At 48.1% G+C, this 12,933-nt stretch carries 13 protein-coding genes and 1 other annotated feature (1 of these 14 running past the window's edge); of the genes, 6 read left to right on the forward strand and 7 right to left on the reverse strand.

Features of this window, described 5'->3' with window-relative positions:
- Window positions 1–163 (reverse strand) — a binding site (T-box leader) (it extends 51 nt beyond the left edge of the window).
- Window positions 164–186: 23 nt separating this feature from the next.
- From ACKTSF_RS05550 to ezrA, 4 genes are all read right to left on the reverse strand, one after another.
- Entirely contained in the window at window positions 187–696 is a 510-nt protein-coding gene (locus ACKTSF_RS05550) for a thiol peroxidase (RefSeq protein WP_407887397.1), read from the reverse strand.
- A 215-nt stretch (window positions 697–911) separates the two neighbouring features.
- Window positions 912–2,129, reverse strand: coding sequence for a tRNA uracil 4-sulfurtransferase ThiI (thiI, locus tag ACKTSF_RS05555; protein ID WP_407887399.1), 1,218 nt, complete (start codon window positions 2,127–2,129; stop codon window positions 912–914).
- Window positions 2,130–2,149: 20 nt separating this feature from the next.
- On the reverse strand, window positions 2,150–3,295 hold the full coding sequence (locus ACKTSF_RS05560) for a cysteine desulfurase family protein (RefSeq protein ID WP_407887401.1): 1,146 nt from the start codon (window positions 3,293–3,295) through the stop codon (window positions 2,150–2,152).
- 543 nt (window positions 3,296–3,838) lie between these two features.
- Window positions 3,839–5,575 carry a septation ring formation regulator EzrA gene (gene ezrA, locus ACKTSF_RS05565; protein ID WP_407887403.1) on the reverse strand — a complete coding sequence of 579 codons (1,737 nt, stop codon included), beginning with the start codon at window positions 5,573–5,575 and terminating at the stop codon, window positions 3,839–3,841.
- Between the two features lie 187 nt (window positions 5,576–5,762).
- On the opposite strand from ezrA, the gene ACKTSF_RS05570 reads away from it, so the two are divergent.
- The 4 genes from ACKTSF_RS05570 to ACKTSF_RS05585 all read left to right on the forward strand — a co-directional run bounded on the left by ACKTSF_RS05570 (window position 5,763) and on the right by ACKTSF_RS05585 (window position 8,439).
- On the forward strand, window positions 5,763–6,233 hold the full coding sequence (locus ACKTSF_RS05570) for a GAF domain-containing protein (RefSeq protein ID WP_407887405.1): 471 nt from the start codon (window positions 5,763–5,765) through the stop codon (window positions 6,231–6,233).
- A gap of 198 nt (window positions 6,234–6,431) precedes the next feature.
- Window positions 6,432–7,037, forward strand: a complete 606-nt coding sequence (rpsD, locus tag ACKTSF_RS05575; protein WP_407887407.1) for a 30S ribosomal protein S4 — start codon at window positions 6,432–6,434, stop codon at window positions 7,035–7,037.
- Between the two features lie 164 nt (window positions 7,038–7,201).
- On the forward strand, window positions 7,202–8,173 hold the full coding sequence (locus tag ACKTSF_RS05580) for a minor capsid protein (protein ID WP_407887409.1): 972 nt from the start codon (window positions 7,202–7,204) through the stop codon (window positions 8,171–8,173).
- 65 nt (window positions 8,174–8,238) lie between these two features.
- Window positions 8,239–8,439, forward strand: coding sequence for a hypothetical protein (locus ACKTSF_RS05585; RefSeq protein WP_407887411.1), 201 nt, complete (start codon window positions 8,239–8,241; stop codon window positions 8,437–8,439).
- 157 nt (window positions 8,440–8,596) lie between these two features.
- Here the strand turns inward: ACKTSF_RS05585 and ACKTSF_RS05590 are convergent, their stop codons facing one another.
- The 3 genes from ACKTSF_RS05590 to ACKTSF_RS05600 all read right to left on the reverse strand — a co-directional run bounded on the left by ACKTSF_RS05590 (window position 8,597) and on the right by ACKTSF_RS05600 (window position 10,826).
- Window positions 8,597–8,737, reverse strand: coding sequence for a hypothetical protein (locus ACKTSF_RS05590; RefSeq protein WP_407887413.1), 141 nt, complete (start codon window positions 8,735–8,737; stop codon window positions 8,597–8,599).
- A 356-nt stretch (window positions 8,738–9,093) separates the two neighbouring features.
- Complete coding sequence (locus ACKTSF_RS05595) at window positions 9,094–10,140, reverse strand: AI-2E family transporter (RefSeq protein WP_407887415.1); 1,047 nt, start codon at window positions 10,138–10,140, stop codon at window positions 9,094–9,096.
- Window positions 10,141–10,226: 86 nt separating this feature from the next.
- Window positions 10,227–10,826, reverse strand: coding sequence for a DUF1054 family protein (locus tag ACKTSF_RS05600; protein WP_407887417.1), 600 nt, complete (start codon window positions 10,824–10,826; stop codon window positions 10,227–10,229).
- Window positions 10,827–10,902: 76 nt separating this feature from the next.
- On the opposite strand from ACKTSF_RS05600, the gene ACKTSF_RS05605 reads away from it, so the two are divergent.
- Window positions 10,903–11,355, forward strand: a complete 453-nt coding sequence (locus ACKTSF_RS05605; protein WP_407887419.1) for a YueI family protein — start codon at window positions 10,903–10,905, stop codon at window positions 11,353–11,355.
- Window positions 11,356–11,373: 18 nt separating this feature from the next.
- Window positions 11,374–12,648 (forward strand): replication-associated recombination protein A, encoded by a 1,275-nt coding sequence (locus ACKTSF_RS05610; RefSeq protein WP_407887421.1) that lies wholly within the window; start codon window positions 11,374–11,376, stop codon window positions 12,646–12,648.
- The last annotated feature ends 285 nt before the right edge of the window (window positions 12,649–12,933 follow it).

Consider the following 12,933-nt stretch of genomic DNA (forward strand, 5'->3'; position numbering starts at 1 on the left):
CACTTAACTTCTTTGTTAACGGAGAGTGCTCCGGTCTAGGCTTACTCTTGGTTCAGCCCAGCAGCTCACAAGCTACGTTCACGTCAGGCAATTCACCGGTTTCCAGCAATTCCGGCTCTCTGAGCAATCTCCCTAACGTTACTGACTTGTTCAACGCTACTTTTACATAGTCTACGCAATTTTGGCCTAAAGGTCAACACGTGGTACTAATTTTTCTAAAGCCTCGATAGCTTCCAGGTAATTCGGTTCGTCGGATTGTTCAGTGACGATTTGCCGATAAACGATTTTACCCGTATCATCGATAATCCAGATAGACCGAGCCAAGTTGCCCAAGTTAGGCACGTACAGGCCCATTTCGTAACCGAATGACAATTCTTCATCGGATAACAGGTCAACGTTCTCCACACCTTGAGCGGCACACCAGCCGGTTTGTTCAGCAATGGAATTATTCGAGATCGTGCAGAACTTAGCTGCTGGATAGTGGTCCGCCTGCTGGGTGAATTTCCGAGTTTGTAGCGTGCAAACGGGCGTTTCAAGATCCGGGACAACACTGATCAAAGTTACTTTTCCAACCAAACTTGCCGTCTTAACTTTGACATTGTTCTGATCAAACACTTTAAACTTTGGTAACTGATCTCCAACCTCTGGCGGTGTGCCAGAGAGAGCCATTGTACTGCCGAGCCGTGTTACATCCACGCAGATCAACCCCTTCAAAATATACATCGGTACTATACCGATTACTGCTTCAATTATCCCGCAACATAGGGGGTCATGACAAGCGTTTTGCCACAAAATAACGAAAAACTCAAGATTGATTTCTTTCCGGACTAAGTTAGCACCGTTAGCATGACTAAAAAACGCTCCAAGCAGTTGCTCAGAGCGTTGTTCAGTAATTAATGTGTCTTGACTGATTAAAGTAATTCCGCAAAGACGTCTTCGTTTTGATTGAGGTAGTTATCACCAGGGCGAATCTCAGAGATGACAATGCCATCGAGTGCTTCTTGCATCAGCCCTTCCACGTCAATGTATCCTTCGTACTTCCGGGACTTTTCCAAGTCGGGATGTGTCTTGGGTGCTGGTGGCGTGAAGATGGTACAGCAGTCTTCATAGGGCAGGATGGACAAATCATAGGTGTCGATATCTTCGGCAACCTTGATAATTTCCGTCTTGTCCATGGAGAGCAGCGGCCGCAGGATTGGCATGGACGTCACATCATTGATGGCCGCCATACTTTCCAACGTCTGTGAAGCCACTTGGCCCAAAGATTCACCGTTAAAGATCCCCTTGGCATGCCGCTTCTCAGCAATTGCAGCTGTCAATCGCAACATGAGGCGTCGTTGAACGGTCATCAGGTAACCTTCGGGAACTTTTTCCTTGATGGTTTCCTGAATCTTGGCAAATGGCACCTGGATGAATTGAATGCCACCAGAATACCCAGCCAACCGCGCTGTCAGTTCTTTGGCCTTCGCTAAGGCTTGTTCTGATGTGTATGGTGGACTGTAGAAGTGAACCATGTCAATCTTCACCCCACGCCGCAAAGCGTAGTAGGATGCCACTGGGGAATCGATTCCCCCAGAGAGCATCATAACGGCCTTACCACCAGTACCGACGGGCAACCCGCCAGCCCCTTGAATGGTTTCACCGGATAAGAATACGCCGTTCATCCGCACTTCGACCCGCAATTCCAGGTCAGGGTGTTTCATTTTAACGGTCAGTTCAGGAATCGCTTCTAACAATGTACTTCCCATGATTTCGTTCATTTGATAAGTGTCGTACTGAAATTCCTTATCTTGCCGCCGAGTATTGATCTTAAAGGTCATCCCTGGCTTGAAGACTTCTTTGACCATGGCGATGGCCGTTTGCTTGATCTCATCGATGTCCTTAGCAACCTTGACAGAGGGTGAGAAGTTTTCAATCCCGAAAACACCCTTCAGCCGCTTCATCACAGCATCTGAGTCCGCGCCATTTAAGGTCACGTGTAAGCGGTCGTGTTGTGCTTTGACTTCGATACCCTCAAAAGTACTGAGTGCTTTACGCACGTTTTGGCCGAGCTGCTTGATGAAGTCTTTCTTGTTCTTACCCTTCGTCGATAGTTCGCCGTAACGGACCATGATTTCGCTGTATTCCATTGCGCGACCCCTTTCGTAAATTAATTTAATTTTGCAAATTGTGTGTAGAGTTCGTCAAAAACTTGGTTGAATTTTTCGGCTTCCGCCATCGTGTTATGTTCATCCAAGGAAATTCGTACGGCACTGGTTGCAATGCCGTCGTCGACCTTCATGGCTTGTAACGTACTGGACTCAACGTGTTTCTTCGAAGAACAAGCACTGGTCGTGGAGATATAAATATCATGTTCCTCGAAAGCGTGAACGATGGTTTCTCCACGAACACCGGCAATCGCAAAGCACAGAATGTGGGGTGCAAAGACGGGCAGGTCCTTGGAAAAGATCGTCACGTTCGGGAAGGTTTCCACGTGATGCAAGATGGTCAAGCGAATGTCTCGCTGACGTTTAACCTTGTCGGCTTCGTTATCGAGCAACAGCCGCAGTGCCTTAGCCATCGCAGCGATTGCGGGTAGGTTTTCAGTCCCGGAACGCAGATTGCGTTCCTGACCCCCACCAGCCATCAGTGGTGCAATCGTTCGGCCCTGGCGTTTGTACATGAAGCCAATGCCCCGCGGCGCGTGGAACTTGTGGCCCGAGAAGGTAACGAAGTCTACACGGTCATTGAAGATCTTGTCGGCTAAGCCCTTACCAATTCCCTGAACGGCATCAATATGCCAGTGAATTCGGGGGAAGTCACGCAGCACGTCGGCAATCTCGTCGAGCGGTTGAACCGCACCGATTTCATTATTGACGGCCATCGTGGACACCAGAATCGTGCTAGGCTTAATCGCGGCGCGCAGATCAGCTGCAGATACCCGGCCATTCTCATCAACTGGCAGATAGGTGACCTCAAAGCCATCTTGCTTCAACTGTTCCATAGAATTGTGAACGGCAGGATGTTCCACTTCAGTCGTAATCAAGTGATTCCCGAATTCACGCTTAGCCATGGCCGTCCCCTTAATGGCCCAATTATCGCCTTCGGTACCGCCACTGGTGAAGAGAATCTCACTCAGCTTAGCGCCGACCAGGTCGGCAATTTGTTGCCGAGACTGTTCTAGCAAATTAAAAGCCTGTTCGCCAAACTTATGCAAACTTGAGGGATTACCCCAGTAATTTGCGCTTACCTTTGCGTAAGTATCGACCACTTCAGGCGCTGCCTTAGTGGTCGCACTGTTATCAAAATAAATCATACTGAACCCTCTTATCCGTTTTCTATTGGTTCGACTCCGATAGAAATTCTTTCTCATTATAAACACAATCCCGCGTTCCCACAAGCCCCCTGCTTGGAAAACTGGCGGGCATTGGATCAAATACTGCTGTGACCACTGCCGTCTCCGACTGGCAACAGCGCTGCCCTTACCCGACAGCCCCTGTTCTCAACCCGCATGACTGTCTTTACTTTTTCTTCGATTTATTCACGGGTCGCAAAAGGTTAAAGGTCCCGATGCACCTAGAAAGGCCCAACTAAGAGCGATTTAATTCATAACTGAAGATTGAAAGACGAAATGTTCATGTTACTCTTGCGACAGTACGGGTTATCACCGTTAAACTAGTTGAAGTGGGCGCACTCCGGCGGCCATGGATTCCGCTTGCTGTGTGGAACGCCTCCAGCCTAAATTTGGCGAACGGTAATCCGGCTGGTTTAGACTTAGACATTTCATCCTTCAACAAGTAGCAAAAAACCATTGCAACGGGTTTCCCCGCCACAATGGCTCGGCCAATTTTATCACTAATTATGACTTAGCGTCGTCTGCATCACGCTTCGGCTTTTCCTTACCCTTACTCTGGTAATAAGCATCTTCCAAACGCTTATAGGAACCAGGTTCCACCTCATCCAACACGGTGGCAATGGTTTCCAAGGCCTGCGCATACTGGTGTTTATTCTCGAATAAATCAGCCGCTTCCTTGCTGGCAGTCGCAACGTTCTCGTGACTGGTCTGATAACGGTTGGCATACTGCAAGAGTTGCTCAGCCAACTCGGAACTATCGATCAGATCGTCAGTCTTTTCCTGTAACGTGTCTAGGTCGGTCTGGATGATCAACAATTGCTTGGTGATGCGTTCCATGTCGATCTGAGGCTGATCCATGTCTGTCGCCAATTGCGCCACCTCGTCACGCACAACGAAGAAGTAGTCCAGATAAGTTTGAGGAATCCCCGGAAGATTTAGGTTCTCCACTTGCCGCCGCAAACTATGTAGATCAAAATCAAATTGTTGTAACGTATCTCTGGCCTGCTTCTCTTCGTCGACGAGACCGGCGACACTCTTCAAAATGTCAGACTGTTGCTGCTCAATCTGTTCCAAGTCCTTTTGCTGCTGTTCTTGGTGAGTCAATACTTGTGAATAAGTGGCCGTCTTACCAGTCAGATCCTGCATATCCCGTTGATAAATACCATCGATACCCCGCAGCTGTTCGTTGAGCTCACGTGCTGTTTCGATCTCTTGGTGGTCTAACGTGTAATTTTGACTCAACCGATCGAGCTCGGCCATTAGGGCATGACTCTGATTCTGCGCGTGGGCAATAAACTTTGCCACACCGTCTAAGTTGGCTTCGACTGGTGACTTAGCATCAATTTCTGTTTGCATTAAATCATAAATACTGTCGATCTGCGTGGCAATTCGGTCATTGACGACTTTGGCATCATCTGGCCGCAAATCACGCAACGTATCGAGATTGGCACTGATATGATCCTCGATGGCGCTGATCATTTCGGGAAGGTTCTGATCGCCAAAGTGATAGTTCTCGGCACTCAACTGTTGGTAGCCGCTTCGGAGTTCCTTGACTTGGTCAGGGAAGACCACCGTCAAGTCCTTGTACAACGGTGGAATAGCCTTGATCAGATCTTCCAAAATTGCCGTATCGTCGTGCAATTGCGTCAACACGTCGGCAGCCCGCTGATGGTCTCCTTCTTGCGTTAATCGGGAGAAGGTGTCAAAGTGATCTTCCAGCTGACTCAGTTGTTCCTCTAGCCCATCGATGCTGGGACCAAAGGCGAAGTTCTTCGCAAGCAACGTCTTCCGCAAGCCCTGATACTTCTGTTCCAATTCCTTCACGGCTGCCCGATGTTGCTTGTCGACTTCTTGGAGGTGGGTCAACTGTTCCTGAACGGATTTGATCAGCTCATCTGTCTGATCGACTAAGGTTGTGACCTTAGTGAGGTTTTGCCGTAATTGCATCAGGTTGACCCCTCGTGAATCGCTCAATAATTGGGCCAACTGATCATCTATTCGTGTAAATCGGTTCTCAGTAATCTCAGAAAAATCGGACTGCAAATTTTCGTAATCTTCTAACGATTGCCCAGTTAGGCTCAATTGCCCTACCAATTGCAGCTCATCCTCTAACGGAATAGCTTCCATCGCTTCCTTTTTCGTAGTTAGCGTCGCGACTTGGCGCCGAATCCGTTGCTGGTAAACCAACAAGCCAACGTACGCGGCAACCGCAAGTATGACGATTCCTATTAGCACAATCATTTTGACCCCATCCTTCATCAACATTTCAACGTTTAAACGAGTTGTAAAAAAACTCGGTTCACTTTATAATTTAATCTAATCTTGATTATAGCATAAGTGACGCACTGGCTTCACTACGTTTTCATGATTCTCTTAACCTTTCTGGCTATAATCAAACAATTAATACGAAAATAATGGAGGCCCTTTCATGAGTGACCGTATCAATCCTTTAATTACCGAACAGCTTGACGCCCTTTTATATGAGGAAACGAACCTCGTAGCGAACCTAGCCAATGCATCTGCCTTGCTCAACCAAACCCTGGCGGACGTGAATTGGGCGGGCTTCTACCTGTACCAACCTGAAACGGACGATTTGATTCTAGGACCCTTCCAGGGAAACGTCGCCTGTGTGCATATCGAGAATGGTCACGGTGTCTGTGGAACCGGACTGGCCACACAGCAAACCCAACTGGTCGCCGACGTCCACGAATTTGCCGGCCACATTGCCTGCGATTCCGCCAGTAACGCCGAAATCGTAGTTCCCCTCACGCTGAGTGACGGTACCAAGCTAGGCGTCATGGATATTGACTCCCCTAGCAAGGGGCGATTTACCACTGAGGACCAAAAAGTGTTGGAAGAATTCGCCCGTATTTTGTTAAAACACATTGACAAAGCCTAGTGTTTCTGGTTATACTGGTGTTTGTGTAAAATAATGCAGCGATAAGTGGTAAGCTCGTCAACAGATTGTTGCCGTTCAATTGGTTCAGGAAGTAACCTGCGGCTGCATACGGTGAAACCTGCAAAGCAATCTGCACGAATACTAAACTTATATACAGCTTATTTTACTCCAAATAATATTTTATTGGAGGAACTATCTATGTCTCGTTACACTGGCCCAAGCTGGCGTATTTCCCGTCGTTTAGGGGTATCCCTTTCCGGCACTGGTAAAGAATTAAACCGTCGTCCTTACGCACCTGGTGATCATGGTCAAGGTCGTCGTCAAAAGTTATCTGAATACGGTACGCAATTGCGTGAAAAGCAAAAGCTCCGGTTCACTTACGGCATGACTGAACGTCAATTCTACAACTTGTTCAAGCGTGCCGGCAAGATCTCTGAAGGTACCCATGGTACTAACTTCATGATCTTACTCGAACGTCGTCTTGACAACGTGGTTTACCGTTTAGGTTTGGCAACGACTCGTCGTCAAGCTCGTCAATTGGTTAACCATGGTCACATCACGGTTGATGGCAAGCGTGTTGACATCCCTTCATACGAAGTCGAAGTTGGCCAAGTTGTCTCCGTTCGTGAAAAGTCTAAGGACATGACTATCATCAAAGGCGCTGTTGAAGCCGTTGTTGGTCGTCCTCAATACGTCCAATTCGACGCTGACAAGCTGGAAGGTTCCCTTACCCGCTTCCCTCAACGTGAAGAATTAGATGCAGAACTCGACGATTCTCTTATCGTTGAATACTACAACCGTTAAGATTAACTTCTTGATTGGTTTGAAGAAGTCTCGCCGGTTGGCGGGGCTTTTTTGTTGTCATAAAAACGTAGGAATCCTTAAAGTATTGTTGATTCCTACCAATATTTTCTATAGAGTAATACTAAAGGAAAGTATTCTTTACTTTAGGATAGGAGTTGACTCGTTTGAGTCTCATTACACGACTGCAACACTACTTCTCAAAAAAGCAGCAACCGTCTCCGCAAAAGCATACTGTTCTATCGGCAGATCTACATAACGAGAAAACTGATCACATACTTGTACATGTCTCTATTCCAGAACCAGATAAAAGATTGCTAGTGCCGCTTAAAGAAGATATCCTTCCTGGTGATATTATTCTTCTAGATTGGTCAAATAACAAATATGAGTCTATTACAACACCTCAATATTTCAAATATGATTATGGAATTGATGCATCAGAACATCGTAAAATGTTGATTCATCGAGGACTACTATGCGCTGCCTCACCGTCCGAATCATTAAAAACACTACTGGTTCCCGAATTAAAAGAAATTCTCCATGCCAATGGTGAAAAAGTTTCCGGGAAGAAACAAGAATTAATTAACCGAATAACTATGAATATTGATGAAGGCCAGTTTGATGATTACATTTCTGAGCAAGTCTTTGTTTGTACGCTAAAAGGCAATGACCTGTTAAAAAAATATAATAATTTGGTCTGGGCTCACAAGAATCACTCAAGCGATGGCACCATCAGTGTTGCCAATGCATTGGGCAATTCCATTCAGGAACTACAAGAAACACTTGCTTATATTCAAAGTAAGGAGAATCTTTCAAATCAGATGCTCTCTGAATTAAAAAAATTTGACGCCAAAAGCTACGAAATCCTTGGCAGCCTTGATAAAATAACTTGCCCCTATTGTGGGAAAATGGATGGAAAGATATTTCAAACTTCCAGAATAAATTCTGGCGTAAACTTTCCGCCATTTCATGATGGTTGTCGTTGTACCGTGGTCCCACACATTAGTGACTTGCCTAATCCAACTGTTCGCGTAGCACGTAATCCTCAGACTGGAAAAAGTGAATATATTTCGAATCAGTCCTATACTGAGTGGCGAAAGTCCATGATAAAACAATACGGCGAAGAAATATTCAAATAAAGTCAGCGCCCAACCATGCAGACCGGCGTTAAAAGCTGCAGAACCCACATATTGGAGGCTTCACCATGCCCATTCTAAATCTCGTCATGAGCTTGTCATTAATCTTAAATCTGCTAATTGCCCTAGCTGTTATCGCTTTGCTGGTTGTCTTCGTACTGTGGCTTCGCGACCGTCACAGCAAGACGCCAAAGGTTACCACTAAAACACTGGCCTACTACGCGGGACTACTCGTGATTTTCCTAATTGCTAAATTAGTCATGCACTAGCTACACCAAAATAAGCTTAGCCTTCCCTACTCACCTGGAAGACTAAGCTTATTTTGATTAACTTTAACACAAGGTTGAACGATGAAATGTTGGTGTAACCCACTACATAGTAAGGTTAGAGTCCTGAATGTTGGATATATTGTTTAAACCAGTCGGCTTACCGTTCACCAAATTTAGGCTGGAACGCTGTGGGCAGGACGCCGCCAGCCTGAGAAACGGTCTGCCAGCTCGCTTTGAACCGCTCAATTCGCGTGTCAAAGTCGCCATTTTCTAAGTTAACCCACTCGGAAAATCCCACGGCTGAGCCTACGTAGACAGTGATTAACCATCGTGGACAAACGTTGCCAGTCCGGCGATTGTCATGGCAATGTCAAGTTAAAGAACAAATCATAACCGGAGGCGGCCAGGGATGTAGGTAGCTGTGGCGACGGTGTTAGCTGGGAACCAGCTTACAGCGTGGGACGTGTTTGGAGACTGACGGTTTATGTCGGGCTTCAAACCGAGCCGGAGGACCGCTTCTCAGGCCGCAGGCGGTCCCCACAGACGCCGGAATCTCTGGCAGCCGCAGGTGGAAATTTCCAACTAACCTTGTGGATCAAATCTCTATTAGCTGGCCTTTCTAGGTCAATTGGGCTTTCAACCTTTTTGTTAACTTTAAGATTTATTGGGTGTCGTCGGTAACGTCTCAGCTTTGGGCTTCAACTGCACGTCGAACACATCTAAGAAGAACGCAACGAGTGGCATCCCCACGATCAGTCCCCACGCCCCGAAGATCTGTTCACTCACAATTAACGTAATGAAGGTGACAAAGATCGGCAGATTGGTGGCATTGGCCATTAACCGTGGATGTAAGAAGTACGATTCGAACATGTGAATCACGACGACCAGCACCAGCACCTCGGCCACACGAATCAAGCCACCCGTGACAAAAGCAATAATCACCAGTGGAATCATCGAGATCAAAACCCCAGCCACTGGAATCAATCCCAGGAAGAAGACCATAATCCCCAGAATCAGCAAACTCGGCATCCCAATCAGCCAGAGGCCCAACACCATCAAGATGGTATTGATCGTGCAGATAATTAATTGCGTTTCGATGACCGTTCCAAAGATGTGGACAAACTTTAAGACCAAGCTGCCCATCGGCACGAAGAGTCCGGCAAACCGGCTCTTGGTAAAGGCGTGCACGAACCGTTGCAGCTGTGCCTTAGTCAAGTTAAAGATAAAGCTGAAGAAGAACGCGAGGATCACCGTTTCAACACCGGAACTGAAGCGTGACAGCTTCACCATCCCACTGGATAGCATCGCCTTGCCGTTACTGATAACCGTGGCATTCTGCGTCAGGTTCTTGACCAACTTGGTCAGTGACGATTCCAACTGCGGATACGTTTGAACCAGTGAATTTAAGGTGTGTGGCAGACCCGAGGCCTCGGACACCAACGGTGGAATAATTTGCCCGAACGCCGCGACCAGTACTCCCAGAAATAACAGGTAAACCAGCAGCGTCGTCAGCAGATGATGCAGATGCAAGTGCCGCTCGATCCCCACAATCGCCGCATTGCCTAAGTAAATGAAAATGATGGTGAACAACGCTAGTGACAGAAAGCCCCGCGCACACCACGCGATAATAATCAGTAAGATCAGTGACCCATAGTAGGCCGTCAGTGGATTCTGCCACCACTTTTTAAGTATATCTATCACAAAAATCCTCCCCCATTGAACAAGCTAGGTTTAAGATTACCCGTCCCCAGTTGGGATTGCAACCAGTCCCACCCGTTTTCTCATGTTTAAAGTCGAATCAACTGGTCATAGATCGGCAACAACGCCGTCACATCGTCACGTATCACCTGTGCCTGATCCGCCTGCGTCAACGTGAAGAAGGCATCCCCACGTCGATAGTTTCGTCCCACCTGCCACTCAGCATGACGCTGCGTTTGGGTGGCCATCAACGCCTGATAGGCCTCGCGAGTCAAAGGGATCCCTGTGTTCTTATCCGTATGGTCGCCACCGCATTCAAATCCAGCTGGCAACTGGCGCACCAAATCTTCCTTCAGACTATGCAACAATGCCTGCCGCTCTTTGGCCTCCTGTAGCACTGCCAGCCAGATGAAGAACCGGTCGTCCCAGAAACCAATCTCAATGTGCGGCAACATCTTATAACCCCGCTTGGACGTACTGAAAGCCACCCAAGTGTCAGTCGGTGGATTCTTCGTCCGCCGTCGGTGCTGGGAAACATGAGCGTAAATCGGCATACTTAGCTTCGCAAAGACTGGCGCCAAATCGGCCACGGTCGCCGTGAACTTGGGATCAATATACGTTTGAATTTTCCCCAACCGTCCCGGCAACGTTTGGTCGTCAAACACGTGAAAATCCTGATCTTGATACATGATGAGTCCCCCTCGCTGAAAGTCACTTTGATTCCATGGTATACTAACAACACTAACTTGAAAAGAGGGATTAGACATGGCTGAACAGAGTCAGATGGACAAACATTTACAAAATTCTACCTTTGGGGTACCCAAAGTCAATCCGGATGAACAACGCCGCTACCTGGGTACCTTCCGGGAACGGGTGTCGTTGGCCATGACCATTGCTGAAGTCAACGACCGGAATAATCTGGACGCCTTCATCACTGAGATCACGGCTCATCCCGATTATCAAATCATCTTAAATGGTCACATTGAGCAGGCCGACCTCGCCCCTTATATGAAGCTGGCCGCCCAACACAATCTAAAATTTACGATTCGTAACGATATTTTCTACGGGATGGCCGCCGATGACTACGGTTTAATCGTTGCCAGCGACCACGCTATCAACGACAATCCCATCACACTTACTAAAAAGTACCCGCACCAGAACCAAACGGACGCTGATACCCAGAAGAAGTCCCTACTGGACAAACTCCTGGGTAAGTAACGAAAGGAGTTTCAATTTTTGGCACAACCACTTGCTTACCGCATGCGACCACAGCGTTTAGAAGACGTGGTCGGCCAACAAGACTTGGTCGGCCCGGGTAAGATCATTGCCCGGATGGTTGCGGCAAAATTACTATCCTCTATGATTCTTTACGGACCGCCGGGTACCGGAAAGACCAGCATCGCCAGTGCGATTGCTGGATCGACCAAGTATGCCTTCCGCAAGTTGAACGCGGCGACCGATTCCAAGAAGGACCTTCAAGTCGTGGCGGCCGAAGCCAAGATGAGTGGCACCGTCATTCTCTTACTGGACGAAATTCACCGGTTGGATAAGACCAAACAAGACTTTCTGCTCCCCCACTTGGAGAGCGGCCGAATCATTCTGATCGGGGCAACCACCGAGAATCCTTACATCAACATCAATCCGGCCATTCGAAGCCGGACGCAAATTTTCGAGGTTCATCCGCTTTCCTTAGACGACATTGAAACGGCTCTGCGTCGTGCCCTTACAGACAAGGAACGGGGACTGGGTGATCTCCCACTGGACATTGATGACGATGCCTTTCATTTCATGGCTGGTGCAACCAATGGTGACCTACGAAGCGCCCTCAACGGCTTGGAACTCGCAGCACAGTCGACGCCGCCGGGGGGTGACGCACGCATTCATATTACCCTCGAGGTTGCCGAGGCATGTTTCCAGCGCCGCGCTTTGGTTGGTGACAAGAACGGGGATGCCCACTATGACGTGATTTCTGCCTTTCAGAAGTCAATTCGGGGTAGCGACACAGACGCCGCTCTCCATTATCTGGGCCAACTGGTAGCCGCAGGTGATCTGCCCGCAATCTGTCGGCGGCTGATGGTGATTGCCTATGAAGACATTGGTATGGCCAATTTACCGGCCGCTGCCCGCACCGTTCAAGCCGTCACTGCCGCCCAGCAGTTGGGCTTACCCGAGGGTCGGATTCCTCTAGCCGACGCGGTCATTGAGCTCTGTCTGTCACCCAAGTCCAACTCCGGCATCACCGCAATAGATGAGGCCTTGGCAGATGTCATGAACGGCCACAATGGCGCGGTTCCAGACCGTCTGAAAGACGCCCACTATGCTGGTGCCAAGAAGTTAGGCCACGGCACCGCCTATCAATTCCCTCACGATTTCCCTAACGACTGGGTCAAACAACAGTATCTACCAGACACCCTCCGTGACGCCCAGTACTACCATCCCAAGATGAACGGCCGTTTTGAAGGCCAACTTGCGGAACAGTACGACCGTCTCCGCCGGGCCAATCGAACGTAACGAATTGAATTATTAATAAAAATATGCTACTATACAAGTGGTTCTAAGGTGTACGCGTTGTCTCACTACAAGTTGCCGAACAAGTAATTATAAAACGGGATTGCCTAAGGGCAGAGAACATGACATGCCTTTTCACTTGGAAGTCAGACGCTCTGCCACGCTCTCCCCCCTGCATTTGTCATCGCGGGTCAACATGACTAGACAATTAACGGCACCACTTAGATCATCAAAAGCATTCGTGCTTTGCGGGCCATTCCATTGAATGGCCCTTTTCTTTTGGCGTCA

Source organism: Levilactobacillus muriae (genome assembly GCF_045862015.1).
In the GTDB taxonomy this organism is placed as follows: Bacteria; Bacillota; Bacilli; order Lactobacillales; family Lactobacillaceae; genus Levilactobacillus; species Levilactobacillus muriae.

Excerpts from the sequence above, each read along its gene's own strand:
- thiI (WP_407887399.1), bottom strand. The coding sequence starts at position 2,129 with ATGGAATACAGCGAAATCATGGTCCGTTACGGCGAACTATCGACGAAG.
- ACKTSF_RS05560 (WP_407887401.1), bottom strand. The coding sequence starts at position 3,295 with ATGATTTATTTTGATAACAGTGCGACCACTAAGGCAGCGCCTGAAGTG.
- ezrA (WP_407887403.1), bottom strand. The coding sequence starts at position 5,575 with ATGATTGTGCTAATAGGAATCGTCATACTTGCGGTTGCCGCGTACGTT.
- ACKTSF_RS05570 (WP_407887405.1), top strand. The coding sequence starts at position 5,763 with ATGAGTGACCGTATCAATCCTTTAATTACCGAACAGCTTGACGCCCTT.
- rpsD (WP_407887407.1), top strand. The coding sequence starts at position 6,432 with ATGTCTCGTTACACTGGCCCAAGCTGGCGTATTTCCCGTCGTTTAGGG.
- ACKTSF_RS05585 (WP_407887411.1), top strand. The coding sequence starts at position 8,239 with ATGCCCATTCTAAATCTCGTCATGAGCTTGTCATTAATCTTAAATCTG.
- ACKTSF_RS05600 (WP_407887417.1), bottom strand. The coding sequence starts at position 10,826 with ATGTATCAAGATCAGGATTTTCACGTGTTTGACGACCAAACGTTGCCG.
- ACKTSF_RS05605 (WP_407887419.1), top strand. The coding sequence starts at position 10,903 with ATGGCTGAACAGAGTCAGATGGACAAACATTTACAAAATTCTACCTTT.